General features: G+C 55.3%; 21 protein-coding genes. 5 read left to right on the forward strand and 16 right to left on the reverse strand.

Annotated features, from left to right (window positions below; all coding sequences use genetic code 11):
* The first annotated feature begins 186 nt into the window (after positions 1-186).
* Positions 187-1,071 carry a LysR family transcriptional regulator gene (locus OCV58_RS02990; RefSeq protein WP_107195777.1) on the forward strand — a complete coding sequence of 295 codons (885 nt, stop codon included), beginning with the start codon at positions 187-189 and terminating at the stop codon, positions 1,069-1,071.
* 304 nt (positions 1,072-1,375) lie between these two features.
* On the opposite strand, the gene OCV58_RS02995 is transcribed toward OCV58_RS02990, so the two are convergent.
* The 8 genes from OCV58_RS02995 to aroF are packed head-to-tail and all read right to left on the reverse strand — an operon-like array spanning position 1,376 to position 8,906.
* Positions 1,376-1,879, reverse strand: coding sequence for a shikimate kinase (locus OCV58_RS02995; RefSeq protein WP_107195778.1), 504 nt, complete (start codon positions 1,877-1,879; stop codon positions 1,376-1,378).
* On the reverse strand, positions 1,869-2,693 hold the full coding sequence (gene aroE / locus OCV58_RS03000; protein ID WP_107195779.1) for a shikimate dehydrogenase: 825 nt from the start codon (positions 2,691-2,693) through the stop codon (positions 1,869-1,871). Before aroE ends, OCV58_RS02995 begins: the two co-directional genes overlap by 11 nt.
* Positions 2,671-3,543 (reverse strand): prephenate dehydratase, encoded by an 873-nt coding sequence (pheA, locus tag OCV58_RS03005; protein ID WP_267312766.1) that lies wholly within the window; start codon positions 3,541-3,543, stop codon positions 2,671-2,673. The genes aroE and pheA overlap by 23 nt, the downstream gene beginning before the upstream one ends.
* 6 nt (positions 3,544-3,549) lie before the next feature.
* On the reverse strand, positions 3,550-4,641 hold the full coding sequence (aroC, locus tag OCV58_RS03010; protein ID WP_154876912.1) for a chorismate synthase: 1,092 nt from the start codon (positions 4,639-4,641) through the stop codon (positions 3,550-3,552).
* Between the two features lie 3 nt (positions 4,642-4,644).
* The gene (aroA, locus tag OCV58_RS03015; RefSeq protein WP_154876913.1) at positions 4,645-5,928 is read right to left on the reverse strand and encodes a 3-phosphoshikimate 1-carboxyvinyltransferase; all 1,284 of its coding nucleotides are present in this window, start codon (positions 5,926-5,928) and stop codon (positions 4,645-4,647) included.
* 4 nt (positions 5,929-5,932) lie between these two features.
* Positions 5,933-7,000, reverse strand: coding sequence for a 3-dehydroquinate synthase (aroB, locus tag OCV58_RS03020; RefSeq protein ID WP_154876914.1), 1,068 nt, complete (start codon positions 6,998-7,000; stop codon positions 5,933-5,935).
* Complete coding sequence (locus tag OCV58_RS03025) at positions 6,981-7,871, reverse strand: prephenate dehydrogenase (RefSeq protein ID WP_267312767.1); 891 nt, start codon at positions 7,869-7,871, stop codon at positions 6,981-6,983. Before OCV58_RS03025 ends, aroB begins: the two co-directional genes overlap by 20 nt.
* An 18-nt stretch (positions 7,872-7,889) precedes the next feature.
* Positions 7,890-8,906, reverse strand: coding sequence for a 3-deoxy-7-phosphoheptulonate synthase (gene aroF / locus OCV58_RS03030; protein WP_154876915.1), 1,017 nt, complete (start codon positions 8,904-8,906; stop codon positions 7,890-7,892).
* A 490-nt stretch (positions 8,907-9,396) separates the two neighbouring features.
* Here aroF and OCV58_RS03035 point away from each other — a divergent pair, with 490 nt between their 5' ends.
* Complete coding sequence (locus OCV58_RS03035) at positions 9,397-10,431, forward strand: 3-deoxy-7-phosphoheptulonate synthase (RefSeq protein WP_087478537.1); 1,035 nt, start codon at positions 9,397-9,399, stop codon at positions 10,429-10,431.
* A 67-nt stretch (positions 10,432-10,498) separates the two neighbouring features.
* On the opposite strand, the gene OCV58_RS03040 is transcribed toward OCV58_RS03035, so the two are convergent.
* The 5 genes from OCV58_RS03040 to OCV58_RS03060 all read right to left on the reverse strand — a co-directional run bounded on the left by OCV58_RS03040 (position 10,499) and on the right by OCV58_RS03060 (position 14,537).
* Positions 10,499-10,909, reverse strand: coding sequence for an ACT domain-containing protein (locus tag OCV58_RS03040; protein ID WP_107195785.1), 411 nt, complete (start codon positions 10,907-10,909; stop codon positions 10,499-10,501).
* Positions 10,910-11,232: 323 nt separating this feature from the next.
* On the reverse strand, positions 11,233-12,120 hold the full coding sequence (locus tag OCV58_RS03045) for a polysaccharide deacetylase family protein (protein ID WP_154876916.1): 888 nt from the start codon (positions 12,118-12,120) through the stop codon (positions 11,233-11,235).
* Between the two features lie 20 nt (positions 12,121-12,140).
* The gene (yqeC, locus tag OCV58_RS03050) at positions 12,141-12,914 is read right to left on the reverse strand and encodes a selenium cofactor biosynthesis protein YqeC (protein WP_087478540.1); all 774 of its coding nucleotides are present in this window, start codon (positions 12,912-12,914) and stop codon (positions 12,141-12,143) included.
* Between the two features lie 30 nt (positions 12,915-12,944).
* Positions 12,945-13,763, reverse strand: a complete 819-nt coding sequence (locus OCV58_RS03055) for an FAD binding domain-containing protein (protein WP_154876917.1) — start codon at positions 13,761-13,763, stop codon at positions 12,945-12,947.
* Positions 13,764-13,814: 51 nt separating this feature from the next.
* Positions 13,815-14,537, reverse strand: a complete 723-nt coding sequence (locus OCV58_RS03060; protein ID WP_232818766.1) for a suppressor of fused domain protein — start codon at positions 14,535-14,537, stop codon at positions 13,815-13,817.
* Positions 14,538-14,707: 170 nt separating this feature from the next.
* On the opposite strand from OCV58_RS03060, the gene OCV58_RS03065 reads away from it, so the two are divergent.
* Entirely contained in the window at positions 14,708-15,640 is a 933-nt protein-coding gene (locus OCV58_RS03065; protein ID WP_154876918.1) for a carbon-nitrogen hydrolase family protein, read from the forward strand.
* Positions 15,641-15,651: 11 nt separating this feature from the next.
* On the opposite strand, the gene crcB is transcribed toward OCV58_RS03065, so the two are convergent.
* On the reverse strand, positions 15,652-16,032 hold the full coding sequence (gene crcB / locus OCV58_RS03070; protein WP_232818767.1) for a fluoride efflux transporter CrcB: 381 nt from the start codon (positions 16,030-16,032) through the stop codon (positions 15,652-15,654).
* 196 nt (positions 16,033-16,228) lie between these two features.
* On the opposite strand from crcB, the gene OCV58_RS03075 reads away from it, so the two are divergent.
* Both OCV58_RS03075 and OCV58_RS03080 read left to right on the forward strand, forming a co-directional pair.
* A complete protein-coding gene (locus tag OCV58_RS03075) occupies positions 16,229-16,435 on the forward strand; it encodes a hypothetical protein (RefSeq protein ID WP_143747176.1) in 207 nt (68 codons plus the stop codon).
* Between the two features lie 109 nt (positions 16,436-16,544).
* Positions 16,545-17,150: a GNAT family N-acetyltransferase gene (locus tag OCV58_RS03080; RefSeq protein ID WP_198947438.1), complete on the forward strand. Its 606-nt coding sequence runs from the start codon at positions 16,545-16,547 to the stop codon at positions 17,148-17,150.
* Positions 17,151-17,249: 99 nt separating this feature from the next.
* Here OCV58_RS03080 and sdaAA read toward each other — a convergent pair whose 3' ends face one another.
* Positions 17,250-18,134, reverse strand: coding sequence for an L-serine ammonia-lyase, iron-sulfur-dependent, subunit alpha (gene sdaAA / locus OCV58_RS03085; protein WP_087478544.1), 885 nt, complete (start codon positions 18,132-18,134; stop codon positions 17,250-17,252).
* An 11-nt stretch (positions 18,135-18,145) separates the two neighbouring features.
* A complete protein-coding gene (sdaAB, locus tag OCV58_RS03090; protein WP_087478545.1) occupies positions 18,146-18,805 on the reverse strand; it encodes an L-serine ammonia-lyase, iron-sulfur-dependent subunit beta in 660 nt (219 codons plus the stop codon).
* Positions 18,806-18,817 lie beyond the last annotated feature (12 nt).

The raw sequence follows: 18,817 nt of genomic DNA on the forward strand, positions 1-18,817 counted from the left end.
CTCCTTATATGATTTTCGTGAAAATTAGAACTATATATACTGCACAGATGCTATATGCATCACATGCATCACTAACTCTGTGAACATAGTAACATGTCAGTTCCCTATTAACAAATCAATCATTTTTATTTTTCCATAGATTACATCTATGTACTATGATATACTACAGCTAAGGAGGAATACGCTATGAATTTATCGCAACTTAGATACTTCGTAAAATTGGCCCACGAAAAGCATTATACAAAAGCAGCCGAGCAGCTCTGCATTACTCAACCCAGCCTGAGCCATGCTATTTCAACGCTGGAAAAAGAATTGGGAGTACAGCTATTTGAAAAGAAAAGCCGCAACACCGAGCTGACCTGCTGCGGCCGGCAATTTTTGACCGTTGCCGAGAATACGCTTAACGTACTGGATAACGGCATCCAAATGCTGTCCCGTGTCGCCAAAGGAGAGGGGCTGATTCGCGTCGGCTTTCTGAGAACGCTCGGCATTGAATACATTCCCGATATCATTTCCCACTATCGTGCGGCCCACCCGTCAGATAATGTCGAATTCACCTTTGAAGTCGACTTATCTCCGCAGCTGCTGCAGGATCTGCTGGCCCATAAACTCGATGTCGTCTTCGCCTCCAAGCCGGCAGCCGACACAGCATTTCACTGCACGGCTATCGAAAAGCAGGACCTCGTCCTCATCGTCCCTAAAAACCATCCTTTAGCCGGCCATTCTACCATCGACCTGAAAGACACGGCTGACTATCCGTACATTGTCTTCAATAAAAAATCAGGGCTGCGCCTCATCGTCGATACGATGCTGGAAAAAGCCGGCGTCACGCCCCGCATTGCCTATGAAATATCGGAAGATGAAGTCATTGGCGGCATGGTCGCTAAAAACTTTGGAATTGCCGTCGTTCCCTTTATGAATCTGCTCCTGCAGCTCGACGTAAAAATCCTGCCTATTTCCCATCCGCAGTATGAGCGCAAATTCTACATGATAACAAATAAGCAAATTTACCTGCCTCCTGTCGTTCAGCACTTTTGCGATTTTGTCATAGCGCACAGCAAAATTGACTAAAAACAAATATTTCTTTTGCCGAATTATTAAAAAATATCTATGTCAGTATAGATATTTTAAATAGAATCGACCAGACAATGTACCTATGCATTGTGAAAAAAACGCCGTAATCATCCCCCCTTTATTCCAACACAGCATTATATGAAACAAAAACCAGGCAGCGCCGTCTGTAAACGACGCTGCCTGGTCCGTTTATGGCTCCCCTATCTAGATTTCCGATACTGCGAAAACAAATTTATATCTGTCAATATAAAAAACAACAGTATCTGAATCCACTCCTATAAAACACTGCATCTTCTTCTATTTATATTGCCTTTATCAGCTCTTCTAACTCATTCAATACAAAAGAAAGTTCTTTATCATTTGCAATAGTATAGTCAGCCGCATTGCGGTATAAAGCAATGCGTTCATCGTACAAATCATAAACCTTCTGCTTCCCCTCTTTGAGAAGCGGACGGCTGGCTACATCGACGTCGGTGACGATGTCGTCTGGCGAGCGGTCGATAAAAACTACGACTCCCGACTGCTTAAATATCTGTATATTTACAGGACGCTTAATGACGCCGCCGCCGCAGGCAATAACCAGACCGCGCTTTGCAGCCAAGGCTTCAGCGGCTCTCGTCTCAGCGTCGCGGAAGTAGTCCTCGCTGATAGCAAACATATCCGGAATGGTCTTTCCTTCCAGCGCAACGACAAAATCGTCGGCGTCGATGAATTCCCGTCCCAGCCGGCTTGCCAAGGCTTTTCCGAAGGTTGTCTTGCCGCTGCCGGGCATGCCGATGATAACGATGTTTTTATCATTTTTCATATTGCTTTTCCATCTCCTTTGCTATCTCTTCAATGACAGCTGAATCAATACGCCGTTCCTGCCATATTTCTTCAGCACCTACAGCCTGAGCGACAAGCATATACATGCCATTCAGCGTCACTGCGCCATGCTTTGCTCCCCAGGCCAGGAGCTTCGTCGTCTTCGGATTGTAAATCAAATCGACGACGGCTTGGTATCCGACGACAACCGATTCCGGAACCGGCGACTCCTCTACATTCGGATACATACCGACAGGCGTACAGTTTACCAATATATCGCCACGGTGTTCTTCCAATTCATTATAACTAATAAGTTCAGCATGCAGCCCTGCCGCAAATGTTTCAAATTCCGTATCGTCTTGTATCCTCCGCGATACGATAGTCAGAGACGCCGCCTCCTTATCAGCCAAGCACTTCAAGATGGCCCGGGCCGCGCCGCCTGTACCGAGAACGACGCATTTTTTTCCCTGTACATCGATGCCGGCATGATCCAGCGAGCGGCCAAAGCCATGATAATCCGTATTATAGCCAAAATCGCCCTGGCTGGTCATATATATTGTATTGACAGCGCCAATGACATGGGCTTCCCTGGCAATATCATCCAGACACGGCATGACATCCCGTTTATAGGGAATCGTCACGTTGACGCCGGTATAGCCGCGCCGTTTCAGATCTTGCAGAGCCTTTGCCACTTCGCCTCGTTCTACTTCAATCAAATCATAGTCTCCATCTATGCCAAGGGCTTTGAAAATAAGCCTATGAATCGCCGGTGACTGGCTGTGTCCCAGCTTCTCACCAATGAGCCCGAGTTTCATGGCCAATTCCCTCCTTGTCTGACGGATAGTTTCCCAATATTTTAAAATATTTGCACGTTCTTTCCAGAGCCTGCAAGGTTCGGACAACGCCAGGATCTTTCATGCTGCCCATAACATCGATGTGAAAAAAATATTCAAATGGCCGACCTTCAATAGGCCGCGACTCCAGATGGGTCATATTCATATCGTTGTAGAAGAAATGCCCCAACACGTGATACAACGTACCCGGCGCATGATGAACAGTCAGGACAAGGGTAATCTTATCCGCCAGCCCCGACTCTTCCGAATGGGGGGCTATCACAAAAAATCGGGTAAAATTCGTCGGATTGTCGTTGACATCGCGCTCTAAAATAGTCAGGCCGTACATATCGGCAGCCGTACTGTTGGCAATGGCGGCAATATCATGACGCCGTTCCTTCTGTACAAATTGGGCGCTCTGCGACGTGCTGTAGTAAGGACACACCGTCCAGTCAGCATGCTTTGTCAAATACTTCCGGCACTGGGCCAATCCCTGCGGATGGGAATATACCGTCCGTATATCTTCTAATTTCGTGTCTCTATACGCCAGGAGATGATGCTCTACCTTCAAATATCGTTCGCCTACAATACGGCAGTCATACTTGTGTATCAAATCGTATACTTCTGTGATACCTCCTGTAGATGAGTTTTCAATAGGCAGGACGCCGTAGCGCACCGTGCCGTCGGCCACGGCCTGCACTAAGTCAGCGAATTGCCCGTAGTATGTCGGCGTTATAGGCTTCCCGTCAAAATGTCCCATCATCGCCCGATAGCTGTATGAACCGGGAGTTCCGAAGCATCCGACAGGAATGGAATACTCGTCTGTCGCCATATATTTTCACATCCTTTTTTCTGTAGAAAGCCATACGTCCAATATCGCCCAGCTTGCCGCCGCCTCGACGACGGGCACGGCGCGCTGGACGATGCAGGGGTCGTGCCGCCCTTTGATTTCCAATGTGCAGTTTTCCTGCGTATCCGTATCTATCGTCTCCTGCAGGCGGCTGATGGACGGCGTAGGCTTGATGGCCGCGCGGAACAGGACAGGCATGCCGTTGGTAATGCCGCCGTTGATGCCGCCGTTGCGGTTGGTCTTCGTCTTGACGGCAGCCCCGTCGTAATAGAAGGCGTCGTTGGCCCCGGAGCCGCGCATGGAAGCCAAGGCAAAGCCGTCGCCGAATTCGACGCCCTTGACGGCCGGCACGGAAAATATCATATGGCTCAGGGCGCTTTCGACGGAATCGAAGAAAGGATTTCCCAATCCGGCAGGCAGGCCCGTAATCATGCATTCGATGATACCGCCTACCGAGTCGAGGTCGCCCTTAGCCGCCATGATTTCCCCTTCCATTTCAGATTGCTTCGTCTTGTCCAATACGGGCAGGGTTTCTTGTTTCAGCGAGGCAAAGAGCGCTTCGTCCTCGCCTAGGGGATTAAAGGCCGCGTCGCGGACCGAGCCGATTTGCAGGATATGGGCGCCGACGGCGACGCCGCGCCGCTTCAATATCTGTGAGGCCACTGCGCCGGCAAAGACCAACGGCGCCGTCAGGCGGCCGGAAAAATGCCCTCCGCCGCGGAAGTCGTTATATCCGCCGTAACGGATTTTGCCGCTGTAATCGGCATGACCGGGCCGCATGATATGGCGCAGCTGGTCGTAGTCCTTGGAGCGGTGGTCGCCGTTGCGGATGACGGCGCACAGGGGCGTCCCCGTCGTATAGCCGTTGAAAAAACCGCTCTGCACTTCAAAGGCGTCGGCTTCGGAACGAGCCGTCGACATAGCGTTTCGCCCCGGCGCGCGGCGGGCTATTTCCGTCCGCACAGCATCCCAGTCGATAGCTTCTCCTGCCGGCAGGCCGTCGAGGACGGCCCCGATAGATACGCCGTGGGATTCGCCGAATATGGTCAGGGCGGCGGACCGCCCGAATGTATTGTTCATGCCTTATTCCTCCACTCTGTATATCCCGCCGAGCTTGGCAAAATCCTGCCAGAAATCAGGATAGGATTTGCGCACGCATTCGGCTCCTTCGATGATCAGCTCGCCGCTGCAGCGCTGCGACGCAATGGCCAGAGCCATGGCGATGCGGTGGTCGTTCCAGCCGCTGACCCGGCCGCCGGTAAGGGCTCCTACACCGCAAATGATGAGGCCGTCCGGCTCTTCTTCTACGCAGCCGCCAATTTTATTGAGCTCCGTCGCAATGGCGTGAAGGCGGTCACACTCTTTCAGCCGCACGCGGGCTCCATGGATAATGTGCGTCGTCCCCTGCCCGCAGGAGGCAGCCACAGCCAAAATCGGCACTAAATCGGGACAATCTTCCACGTCGATGACCTGACCCGTCAACTGCGACGGATGCGCCGCGATAGAATCCGTCTGCCCTATGACAGCGCCCATGCGCTGCAAAATGGAGACGATGACTTCGTCGCCCTGAGACGACGAATGGCGCAGGCCCAAGCATTCCACAGGGTGTCCCAGCGTCCCGGCTGCAAGCCAAAACGCCGCCTGCGAATAATCGCCTTCGACGGCGTAGGTCCCGGCCATATACTGCTGATTTCCAGGAATATGAAACAGGCGGCCTCCATCCCATTGAACGTCAACGCCGTGACGAGCCATGCAGTCCAATGTCATGGTAACATAACTCAGCGATTCCAAGGGCGTCGTACTCTCCAGCACCGAGTCTCCGTCCAGAAGGGGCAGCATAACCAGCAGTCCTGTAAAAAACTGGGAACTTACGTCGCCGGCCAGGGCGTATCGTCCTGGTTGAAGACAGCCTTCCACCGTCAGGGGAAGACCGCCTTCCGTCGGCTCGTAAGACACACCGTGTTCGTCGAATATGCGGTAGTACGGCTCCAAGGGCCGTTTGACAAGCTGTCCCCGCCCCGTATAGACGACGGTATTGCCGCTGTATAAGCCGATGGGAATCAAAAAGCGCAGGGTGGAGCCAGATTCGCCGCAATCGACAGTCAGCGCCTCCCCTTGTTTCGTCAGCCCGCCTTTTACGCGATACGCCGTCCGCCCTTCGTAGGCCGACGGGATTTCTTCAATCGAAGCGCCGAAGGCCTGCAGCAGCCGGCACGTCGCCTCAATATCCTGCGAGACGGAAATATTTTCTACGACGCTCTCTCCCTGAGCCAAGGCGGCACATATGAGATCGCGATGTCCAATACTTTTCGACGACGGGACGACGACAGAACCGTGAAGGCGCGTCGGCGTAATACGTATATTCATGAGGCTACTCTCCCTTGCGTATATATTTCGGCAGTTCGTCGGCCATTACCGGAAGAAGCTCACTTTGGCCGATAGCTTTAAGGATAATCAGCGTCATGCGGTTGCCCCGTTTCTTTTTGTCGTTGCCGATATAACGGAGCAAATCATCTGCCGAGGCCTGCACGTCCGTCGGCAGGCCATAGCGGCGCAGCACCTTGCAGAGCCGTTCAGTCGTTCCCGCTTCCGTCAAGCCCATGTGTTCCGTCACGCCAGTCAGCATAGCCATGCCAGCGGCAACGCCTTCGCCATGTGTATAATAGCCGTAGCCATAGCACCGCTCGATAGCGTGACCGATCGTATGACCGAAATTCAAAAGCATCCGTTCGCCCAAATCCAGCACATCTCGTTCAACAATGCGCCCTTTGGCCTCACAGCAGCGGCCGATGATATCTTCCCAATGACCGGATATCGTCTCGTCGTCTAAGGCTTCCAGCAAAGCGAACAGCTCTTCGTCGTGAATACAGCCGTATTTGATCACTTCGCCCATACCGTCGTGGATAAACCGCAGGGGCAGCGTCCGGAGCAGTTCCGGGTCGATGAGGACGCCTTTGGGCTGGTAGAAGCTGCCGGCCTGGTTTTTACCGCTGGGCAGGTCGATGCCGACCTTGCCGCCGACGCTGCTGTCTACCTGGGCGATAATCGTCGTCGGAATCTGGATAAAGGGCACGCCCCGCAGGAATGTAGCCGCGGCAAAGCCGCCCAGGTCGCCGACGACGCCGCCGCCGAAGGCGATAATATAGTCGCTGCGCGTAATGCCTGCATCGGATAATTCCTGGTACAGCTGCAGGAGGGTCTCGGCGCATTTATATTTTTCCCCGGCGGGAAAGACGATGCGGCGCACGTTGTAATGCTCCTTGCGCAGGGCCTGCTCCAGCCGGTCGCCGTACAAGCCGTCGACCGTCGTGTCGCTGATGACGGCGAGGGTCTGCGATTTCGTCAAATTGCGGACGTACTCCCCGGCCCGGTCCAGCAGGCCGTTTTCAATATGAATATCGTAGGAATCTTTTCCTAAATCAATGTGTATGCTTTTCATGAACTAGTTCCCTTCTCCGCATGGCGGCTTGCTGCAAATACTGCGTAATAGCCGGCGTGTCTTCCCGGCGGAGCATGTCGGCAAAGGTCTGCAGGGCGTCGCCGAAGCGGTCGATTTCGTACAAGAGATTTTCTTTATTGGATAAAAACAATTTTGTCCACAGCGGCGCGTTGATATCGGCGACCCGCGTTCCGTCGCGGAAACTGCCGGCCACGAAAAACTTGGTCATAGGGCTCATGGCCTCGCTGTTGACTAAGGCCGTAGCCAGCACATGAGGCAGGCTGCTCGTGTAGGCGATGAGCTTGTCGTGCTCCTCCGGCGATACGGTGATGACGTGGGCGCAGCCTAAGGCATAGGCCATGGCCCGCACCTTGCCGATGTGCTCCGCCTTATTGGCCGGGCTCGGCACGATGATGTAATTCGCGCCGTCAAAGATTTCCGCCTGCGACATGCCGTAGCCCTTGCCTTCCCGGCCGGCCATGGGATGTCCCGATATGAAATCGACGCCGTCCGGCAGCATCCCTTCGATGGTCCGGGCCATGTCGCCCTTGATGCCCGTCACGTCCGTCAGGACCGCTCCGTCCTTGAAATGAGCGGCGTTGCTGCGGATAAACTCCAGCATGGCGTCGGCGGCCATGCAGAAGATGAGCATGTCGGCCTGAACTAGAAACTCCCCGCCGGCCCGATGGCCTTCGTCGATCACGCCGTCGGCGAGGGCCGCCTGCAGCGCCTTCTCGTCGACGTCGACGGCGAGAATTTTCGCCGCGCCCAGGCGGCGCAGTCCCTTAGCGTAGGAGCCGCCGATGAGGCCTAAGCCGATAATTCCGATTGTCTGTTCCGTTGCAAAATTGCAGTCTCCCTGTTCCATCATATCCCCCTCGGTCTGCCGTTATAATTCCCGGCCAACGATAGGCGCCAGCTGGCGCAGCGAATCCATGAGCCGGGCAAACATATCCGGCGTAATGGACTGGGCCCCGTCGCACAAGGCCTTGTCCGGATTATTATGCACTTCGATCATGACGCCGTCCGCTCCGGCGGCAATGGCCGCCTTGGACAGCGCTTCAACCATCCACCGCTTGCCCGTCGCGTGGCTCGGGTCTACGACGATAGGCAGGTGGCTCTTATGCTTGACGGCCAGCACGGCGCTGAGGTCCAGCGTGTTGCGGGTGTACGTTTCAAAGGTGCGGATGCCCCGTTCGCAGAGGATGACGTTGCGGTTGCCGCCGGCCATGATGTATTCCGCCGACATAAGCCATTCTTCGATGGTCGCGCTGAGGCCGCGCTTGAGGAGGACGGGCTTGCGCGTCTTGCCGACGGCCTTGAGCAGCTCGAAATTCTGCATGTTGCGGGCGCCGATCTGGATGATGTCGACGTTGTCTTCCAGGAACAGGTCGATTTTATCGGCCGACATGATTTCCGTTACGACGGGCAGGTGCGCTTTCTTCCCGGCCTGGCAGAGCATGTCCAGCCCCTTGTCCTGGAGGCCCTGAAACGAGTAAGGCGACGTGCGGGGCTTGAAGGCGCCACCGCGCAGCATCGTCGCGCCGGCGGCCTTGATGGCTTGGGCTACGCCTTCGATCTGCTCCGGCGTTTCTACGGAGCAGGGGCCGGCGATGATAGCCAGCTTCTTCCCGCCAATCTGTACACCGCCGACGTCGATGACCGTATCGGCCGGATGGAAGGTACGGCTGGCCCGCTTGTACGGCTCTTCTACGCGGATGACCTTGTCTACGTATTCATATCCTGCAATTTGCTCTCTATCGATAACCGACGTATTGCCGACTAATCCCAATATGGTTTTGCGCGCCCCCTTGCTGACGTCGATCTGAACGCCTTTGGCCTTGATGGAACTCATCAGCATATCGACGAATTCCTGCGGAGCATGTTGTTTCAATACGATAATCATAAATAAAAGACCCCCATTTCATCATAAAAAAAACAGGCTCACATGAGCCTGTCCCAAATGCAGTGTCAAAAGGTATATGCAGGTAGCTTATATTCCCCCTGCCGCTAAGCGATACGATTTGCCGAAGTTTCTTCTCATGCGGATGTCATGCCTATTCAATTCGTCGCAGCAAAAATAGCCAGCGCTAAAATAAAAATAGCCCCAGCTAAAGTATGTAAAGACGTATTCAATTGCATGGTTCACGAAGGATAGATTCTTCATGGCGATGCCGCTCCCTTTTGCAATATGCTGTATAATAATGCTATTATATACTCCGAAAAAGCCTCTTGTCAAGACGAGCGGCCTAATGTTTTTCACCTAGCAGGCTGTAAAATTGTCCTTTTGCCCTGAAAATATTTACAAAAGCTAAGTCTATGATATAATATGCTATAATTCGAGTATTAATCGCAAAAAGGCCGACCGGCCGAAACTGCTTACAGGAGGGAATATCATGGCAATGCAAATTGAATTCATCAGAAAACTGCCGTCGCCGCAGGAGCTTATGGAACAGTTCCCCATTGACGACCGCATCCGCAGCATCAAAGCGCAGCGCGACGAGACGATCCGCCGCATCCTGACCGGCGAAGACGACCGCTTCTTGCTCATCATCGGGCCCTGCTCGGCCGACAACGAAGACGCCGTCGTCGACTACGCCCATCGCCTGGCCGCCGTGCAGGAAAAAGTCGCCGACACCATCTTCATCATTCCCCGCGTATACACCAACAAGCCGCGCACCATCGGCGTAGGCTACAAGGGCATGCTCCATCAGCCCGACCCGGAAGGCAAGGAAGACATGCTGGCCGGCATCATTGCCATCCGCGAAATGAACGCCCGCATCGTCCGCGAAACGGGATTCACCTGCGCGGAAGAAATCCTCTACCCGGAAATCTACCGCTACTTGTCTGATCTCCTGTCCTACGCCGCCGTCGGAGCCCGCTCTGTCGAAGACCAGCTCCACCGCATGATCGCCAGCGGCGTCGGTATTCCCGTCGGTATGAAAAACCCGCCTTCCGGCGATATATCGGTCATGCTCAACTCCATCGCCGCCGCCCAGCACTCCCAGGAATTCCTGTTCCGCGGCTGGGAAGTCCGCACGAAAGGCAACCCCCTGGCCCACGCCATCCTGCGCGGCTACGTCGACAACTTCGGAAACAGCCTGCCGAATTACCATTATGAAGACCTGCACAACCTGCTGGAAGCGTACGCCGAGCGGAAGCTGGCAAACCCGGCCGTCGTCATCGACACCAACCACGCCAATTCCGGCAAAAAATATCTGGAACAAATCCGCATTGCCAAGGACGTCATGCACAGCCGCCATATGTGCCCCGACATCCGCACCCTCGTCAAGGGCCTCATGATCGAAAGCTACATCGAAGACGGCAGCCAGAAAATCAGCGAAGGGACGTACGGAAAATCCATTACCGATCCCTGCCTGGGCTGGGAAAAGACGGAACGGCTCATCCTCGAGCTGGCCGACCTCGTATAACGTCAGACAAAAACATCCCCGCAATTCCTCGTGTCAGAGGAGCTGCGGGGATGTTTTTTCATGCCTGTTAAATGGAATTGAGAAGGATATAGCCCTTGCCGCGCAGAAACGTTTCCGTTTCGGGCTCGCTGGTCTTGAATACGGCTACGGGCGTCGACGTCTGGCGGTTGTACGAAATATATAAGTAGTCGATCGATACGTTCGCTTCCTGCAAGTTCGACAAAATGCCGTCCAGCGTGCCCGGCGCATCGGACATGTCAATGGCCAGCACCTTGTCCAGGCGGCACTGGTAGCCTGCATCCTGCAGGGCCTTCAGGGCCTTGTCCGGGTCCGTCACGATGAGGCGGATGATGCCGAATTCGGCGCTGTCGTTGGCCAGCATCGTATAAATATTGATGTGGGCCTGAGCCAGGACCGACGTGATGCAGCGCAGGGCGCCCTTCTTATTTTCGGCAAACAATGAAATTTGATTCAGCATGATAAGTCCTCCACTTCTCCACAAAAAAAGCAGGCTGCCATGAGCCTGCTCGAATCCATCTGTATGATGCTATACGCCGCTGAAAACGGGTTCCGCCGTCTTCCCTATGCCCATGTCTGCATTGTCTCTATTGTATTCTCCGTAGCCGAAATAGCCGGCGCTAAAAAAGCTCCAGCTAAAGTACGTAAAGACAGATGCAATTGTCATAGGCAAAGATGACAAAACCTTCATTTAGATGGTCTCCTTTGTGTAATAATTAAAATTTGTTGGTGCCATTGTATACCTAAACGAAGGTTCTTGTCAAGAAAAATTTAATTTACACCCTACCAGGCTGGCGGCGTCGACGGCGTAACGACGCGGAACGCATACCCCTGCTGCTTCAGCATGGCGATGATGGGCGGCAGGGCCTTGACCGTCTCTTCATGACCGGCAGCATCGTGCATTAATATGATGAGATGCGTATTTAAATACGGTCTGGCCACCAGCTGGCTCCGCAGGTTTTCCACGGCCTTCGCCGCCGTTTTGCCCGTGCCGTCGGCATCGCCCGTCAAGGCGTTCCAGCCGACGTCGACGTAGCCTATATCCTGAATCGCCTGCCAGTATTCCTTCGTGAAGTGGCCGGCCGTACCGCCCGGCGCCCGGGAAATGACCGGTCTGACGCCGATGATATGGTAAATCATCTCTTCCGTCTTCAGCAGCTCGTCTATATAGGCCTGGGGAGAGCTGTATAATTTTTTGTAGTCGTGGCTATACGAATGGACGCCTATGCCATGGCCCGACTGATATATGCGGCGCACTACATCGGGATAGCGGCTTACGTTCCGCCCGGTCAGGAAGAACGTCGCCCGTATGTTTTCACGCTCTAAGATATCCAGTATTTTCTCCGTATTTGCCTGGCTCGGCCCGTCGTCAAAGGTCAGGTAGGCGACGTGGTCGCCGTAAAAGTAAGAACGCTTCGCGCCGTACGTCTGCGGCAGCCCTTTGGCCCGGCGCTCCCGCGTCGTATACCGGTCGTATACGGGCAGGTCGTTGTCCGCCGGCGGCAGGGAAAATTCGTCGCCCACATATACCTCCTTGGCCTGTCGTTCAAAGGGCATGACGACGGACCGTACCCGGTCGAAGGAATGACTCATGACGTGCATCGTAAGGCCGGCCGAAGCCAGGACGACGATGAGCACGCAGCCCAAGGCTAATTTCAATTTTGCTATCATATACCGTAAACGCTTTCTTTCTATCTAGGTTCATAGGAAACGTACTGGCGAATAGTGCAGGCTTCCCTGTAGCCGTCGGCCAATACGCTGGCGACCAGTCCGAAATCTTCCATTTCGTCCAGCAAGGCTTCCGTCATGCGGTGCTGCACGGCATTATACCCCGTGCAGAATAAAATGCGGGCGCAGGGCATGCCGCGGAACATGCCGCGGGGATGCTTGATGAGCTTTGCCAGCATGGCCGGCGTAATGACGGCGCCCTGAGACCGGCCCATGATCATCGTCGCCGTTTCAATGCCTTCTACCTTTTCCGGCAGAAGCGAGTTTCCCAGCATTTGCAGGTTCAGCACGCCGATAATCGTATCGCAGTTTACCGGAACGGGCACGTCGTCGGGGAGAGGCGCTTTCAGCCATTTGCCCTTGGCTCCGTCTCCTTCAATGAGGATATACCAAGCCGGATGCCGTACCTTGAGCTGCTCGATGACCTTTGTCGGCAGGCCTGTGTAGCAGTCGTTGCCATCGAGGCCCCAAAACCAGGCCGGCACGCGGCCGTCGGCAATGCGGGCTGCGCAGAATGCTTCTCCTTTTTCGACGTCGGACGTGCAGATGACGTCGAAGGGCTCTACGTTATCGATGTAAGCGCTGTCCATGGGGACGGTGCTGCTGATCATAATGGGCAGCTTGCTGTTGTGCCCGTATTTCCCCAGCCGTTCCAATACAGTCGTCTTGCCGCCGGCCCCGACGATTGCCGTAATGCCCGGCTTCAGCATGCGCAGCCACCGATTATCTTGATACATAGACGAATCTCCTCCTTTTGATGATGCTCTTTATCTTTTTCCGGCCTTCTGCAGCTGGGCGCTGCGGCCTTTCCACGCTTCCTTAATCAGCTTGCGGACCATGTCGACAGTCAGGCTCCGCCGTTCCTGCTCGGAGCAGGTGCCGTAATTGGCAAAGTCCAATTCCTCGCTGGCCAGATGGGCCACGTTTTCCCGTACGGCCATTCCCTTTTCCGTCAGCTCCGCGCTGGCTGTTTCGGCAATGGCGGCGACGCCGGGCCGGCCGCCTACGACGACGCGCCATTCGTCATCCAGGGCCGCTACGGCTCCCGTCAGGTACGGTTCGTCCGTCGGCAGCTTGCGATAGGCCGCAAAGGCCGTGTATACCTCTTCCTTTGCAATGACGACCTGCGAAACCATCTCCCGCATCGGCGGGCAGGGAATGTAGTCGGCGAGGTTCATGCGCCCCTTTCCTTCCAGGACGACGTCGACGCGCAGCGACAACAGCACGGGCAGCACGACGGAAAAGGGCGCCTTCACGGCGACGACTCCGCCAATCGTCGCTTTCTTCTCGTCGGAATTCTTGATATCCCGAATACACCGGCATATGGCGCCGCCGGCGATGGCCTGCACGACCGGCGATTTCTCCAAGTCGGCCAGTGTCGTCATGGCTCCGATGGCCACTTCGTCGCCGGCGTCGCGGATATACCGCAGCCCGGCCTTCGATAAGTCGACGATGAGGCCGTAATGGTCTTTCTTGTATTTTAAGCCCTGGGCTCCAGCCAAAAATACGGCGGAAGCGGCGTCGCGGTATACCTGGTACGCCTCTTCCGGGCTCTGCGGTACTGCAATCGTATCACTTGTAACCAAACTGGGTGCATCTCCTTTCTTGTTTATATATATTCGCTTTATCTTGTCTTTTTATTCATATGTGCCGCCGGCAGCCACATTGGCGCGGCGGACATCCAGGGCAAAGGAACCCCTGTTGCTTTCCAGAATTTCATCTATGACGGCGTCGACGCCGATTTCATCGCACAGATCCAGCTCTTCCTTATAGGCCAGGATCGGCATGAGCAGCTCGACCGTCGTGCCGTCGGCCATAGTCAGGGCCCCCAGCTCGCCTTCAAACTGGACGATGATGACGCCGGACAAGTCCGTCATCGGCGAAAAGGGCTCGCACGTCTCCGTATTGGGCAGGATAAACCCATAGGATATCCAGATTTGATGCACGTGGGGAAAGCGCCCCAGCTCCATGAGCATCCAAATCGGCCAGGCCGCGGCGTCGGTCAGGGCGACGTCCTTCCCCTTGCCGAAGGGCCAGTCTGCCGGCAAAATCATGCACAGCTCGCCGTACACCTCGTGGCCCATTTCCAGCCTGCCGGCGGGGTAATGCATGGGAACGGCGCTCATCCCTATCGTATGCAGGAGATAAAAGGGCTCCTCTACGGTCGGGTACAGCATTTCCACGCTGATGGGAATCGGGCTGGCCGTCGTGTCGGAAAAAACCTTCCATTCGCGGTGGGGAAACAGCTTATGAAAGTAGTCCTGCACCTGTTCGCCGTACTCGCCGTGACGAAGCGGCATGGGGCCGGCGTCGTTCATGGCGAAAAATCGCGAAGGTCGTTGTTGTATATCTATGCGCACTGTATCCCTCCTCACCAGTTCAGTCATATTATAGCATAAATGGCGGCTATATCCTATGTATAATATCCACATAGGAACGAGGCAATCGCGTCAAACTCGAAGGCCCCTCTTCGCAAACCGCCGTTTTATTGATACAATCAGATTATATTCATGCAAAGGAGGCCACACCTATGAAAATACTGAAAAAAAATCTGCGCGTCGCCGTCGTGCAGGCGTCGCCGGTCATGTTTGACAAGGACGCGACCCTCGATAAGGTCGTAAGCCAAATCGCCGAAGCAGGAACGCACGGCGCCGAACTCATCGTCTTTCCCGAATCCCTCGTCCCCTGCTATCCCTACGGGCTGACCTTCGGCTTCACCGTCGGCAGCCGGTCCGAAGACGGCCGCAAGGACTGGAAGATATACTACGATAATTCCGTCGTCGTCCCCAGCGCCGACACCGACCGCATCGGCAAGGCCGCCAAAGAAGCCGGCGCCTATGTCAGCATCGGCATTACGGAGCGGGACAGCACAAACTATTCCCTGTACTGCACAAACCTCGTCTTTTCTCCCGACGGCAAGCTTGCCGCAAAGCACCGCAAGATAAAGCCGACAGGAGCAGAACGGTATATTTGGGCCGATTCGCACGACCCTGACACGTATTTTCCCATCACGGACACGCCGTGGGGCCCCATGGGCGCCCTTATCTGCTGGGAAAATTACATGCCCCTGGCCCGCGTCGCCTTGTATCAGCAGGGAGTCTCCCTGTATCTTGCTCCTAATACCAACGACAATCCCGAATGGCAGGACACGATCCGGCACATCGCCATCGAAGGCCACTGCTACGTCATCAACGCCGACCAGTACTTTACGAAGGCCATGTATCCTGACACGCTGTTGGCGAAAGACGAAATCGCCAGGCTGAAAGACGAAACGTGCATCGGCGGCAGCTGTATTATCGACCCCTACGGCCACTGCGTCACCGAGCCCGTATGGAATCAGGAGGCCATCATCTACGCCGACCTCGACATGGACGCCGTGCCGATGAGCCACATGGAGTTCGACGGCGTCGGCCACTATGCGCGGCCCGATATTTTAGAGCTTACCGTCCGCAACGGGAAATAAATCCGGCGCCCTTACCACAGCGCCGTCCCCGCCGCCAGACCCAGCCAGCAGAATAAAAACGCGCCGACAACATTCAGGCCGCCGTACAGCAGGGCAAAACCCATCTCGCCGGCCCGGATAAAGGTCAGCAATTCCATATTAAAGGTAGAAAAGGTCGTAAAGCCGCCGAGGACGCCTGTGACGGCAAAGAGCTTCACCGACGGCGGCAAGTCGGCCTGGGCCTGAAAATACATCATGAGCAGGCCGATGAGAAAAGAGCCTATGATATTGACCAAAACAGTCCCATAAGGGAAGGCGACGCCGCCGTGCGCGTTGGCAAGGAGCGTGACGGCATACCGCAGAGCGGCTCCGATGCCGCCGCCGACAGCCACGGCCAGTATATGCTGCATCATAAAAACCACTTCCTTAGTTTAGCGTATGACGTCCCTATTGTACCACGTTTTACTGCTCCATAAAATAGGAAAGGGCATAACAATACGCTGTGCCCAGCCCATAAATCCCTTGTAAAAGGGCAGGAAATATAGTAAAATGACAATGAATACATACGCCGCAGGCTAACAAAATTTATTTACGCAAAGGGATGACGCTATGAAAACACGATGTGTGGAGCTGAGTCAATTCGAATCTGAATTGCTTATCGCTTTTATGAACCAGCCTAAAGATACGCCGATTTCAGCAGGCTTGTGCCGTACGATTTACCGCCGCCTGGAAGGCCATCCGGCCTTCGCCCAAAGCCGCGTAAACGTATATGAAAAAAGCGGCGGCGCCGTTCGCGCCGCAATGGCTCAAAAATAAGTATACCCACGCTCATTCCCCCTCTGACGAGCTGCTGCACGTACGCCTTTGGCTGCTGCGGCAGCTCGTCTTATATTTAGATACCCCTTCAACAACACGGGAGGCCTTCATGAACCAAGACGACATCATCATCCGCGCGGCTTCGCCTGAAGACGGCGCAGCCCTTCTGGCGATTTACGCTCCTTATGTGCAGCATACCGCCATTACCTTCGAATACGCCGTTCCCAGCCTGGAAGAATTTACGGGCAGAATCGCCGCGACGCTGACTAAATATCCCTATCTCGTCGCCGAGCATCAGGGATGCCCTGCAGGCTACGCCTACACCGGGCCCTTTTCCGGCCGCGCCGCCTACGACTGGTCCGCCGAAACGTCGCTGTACATACGCCGGGACTGTCGCCGCCAAGGAATCGGCCGAAAGCTGTATGAAGCGCTCGAAGCCGTCTCGAAGGCGCAGCACATCGTCAATTTGAACGCCTGCATCACCTGTCCCGACGCCGACGACGAATACGTAACGCGAAACAGCGTCCAGTTCCACGCTCATATGGGATACGCCATGGTCGGGATCTTTCACAGCTGCGGCTACAAATTCAGCCGCTGGTACCACGTCGCCTGGATGGAAAAGTTTCTCAGCGACCATCCGGCCGTTCCCGAACCGGTCATCCCCTTTCCCGTCCTCCGTCCCAGGCTGCGCCGCATCCTGAACGGGCAAGAATAAAAAAAATCGTCCCTGCGCGATGGCATTCTCCTTGCCGGAATACCCGGTGAGGAATGAACCTATCGCCGCGAGGACGATTTTTTTTATATCTCTATGCCGTTATTCGGCCATGGACCGTTCCAAGCGTTCGGCAATGGCCTTGCCTGTCGCCGTCTTAGCCAAGCCGCCGTCGGACGTTTCCTTCAGCGCGACGGGCATCATCCGGCCGATTTCGTTCATCGCTTCGATGACTTCGTCAGGCGGAATGACGCTGCGCACGCCGGCCAAGGCCATTTCGGCCGCCGTAATCGCCAGGATAGCGTAGCAGGCGTTGCGCTTGACGCAGGGAACTTCGACCAGCCCGGCTACGGGATCGCAGGCCAGCCCCAGCGTATTTTTCATGCAGAGGGCGAAGGCCTGCAGTATCTGGTCGTTCGTCCCGCCGGCCATTTCAGCGGCTGCGGCGGCAGCCATAGCGGCAGCCGTACCGCATTCGGCCTGACAGCCGCCGACAGCGCCGGCCACGGAGGCGTTGCGCGATACGACGGCGCCGACGCCGGCAGCCGTAAACAGGGCGTTGACGCTCGTTTCCGTATCGACGTCCAGCTCTTCGGCTACGGCTGTCATGACGGCCGGCACGATGCCGCAGGACCCTGCCGTCGGGCAGGCGACGATTTTAAACATCTTGGCGTTGGCTTCGCTGACTGCCAGGGCGTAGACGGCTGCTTTCTTCGCCAGCGGCCCCAGCAGCTTCGGCGCCGCTTTCAGGAGCTTGTCGGCATCGCCGCCGACGAGGCCGCTTACGGATTTTTCCGTATCGCTCAAGCCGGCGTCGATAGATTCCTTAAATACGGCCAGCCGGCCTTCCATGCGGCTGCGTACGGCTTCTTCCGTCTGTTCCGACGTTTCCATTTCGTGGCGCACGACGACTTCCGACAAAGACAGGTTGTGTGTTGTCGCCGCATCCATCAGTTCGTGAAGGGTTTTATATTCGTACTGGTACATATCCTATCCTCCTATAACGGCAGCAGCGTGACGACGCTTTCAATTCCGGAAATATTCTGAATCATGCTGACCATTTCCTGCGGAACCGGGCTGTCCGTGCAGACAATCATAACGGCCGACGCATTTTTAGCGCTGCGGAATACGCGCATGTTCGATACGTTGATGTGACCGATAGCCAAAATCGTCGTGGCCTGGGCGATGACGCCGGGCTTATCGCGATGCACCGTAATCAGCGTATGCTCTTCGCCGCTGAGCAGGACGCCGGCGCCGTTGATCTCGCGGATTTCCATTTTGCCGCCGCCGAGGGACACGCCCAGCACTTCCATCTTCTTTCCCGTCTTGCCCGTCATGGCGATGCGCACCGTGTTGGGATGGTCTACCTCCGCTTCCGAGCGCTGAAATACGACGTTCATCCCCTGCTGGGCTGCCAGGTCAAAGGACGTGCGCAGGCGGACGTCGTCGGCTGAAAAGCCTAGTAATCCGGCGACCAGAGCCTTATCCGTGCCGTGGCCCTTATATGTCTTGGCAAAAGAGCCGTATAAGGTAATCACAGCTTCTACAGGCTCATCTTTCAGGATTTCCCGGGCCATGAGGCCGATACGGGCCGCGCCGGCGGTGTGAGAACTGGACGGACCGATCATGACCGGGCCGACTACATCAAAAACTCCCATACTATACCTCCT

Source organism: Megasphaera stantonii (assembly GCF_025567065.1).
GTDB lineage: Bacteria > Bacillota > Negativicutes > Veillonellales > Megasphaeraceae > Megasphaera > Megasphaera stantonii.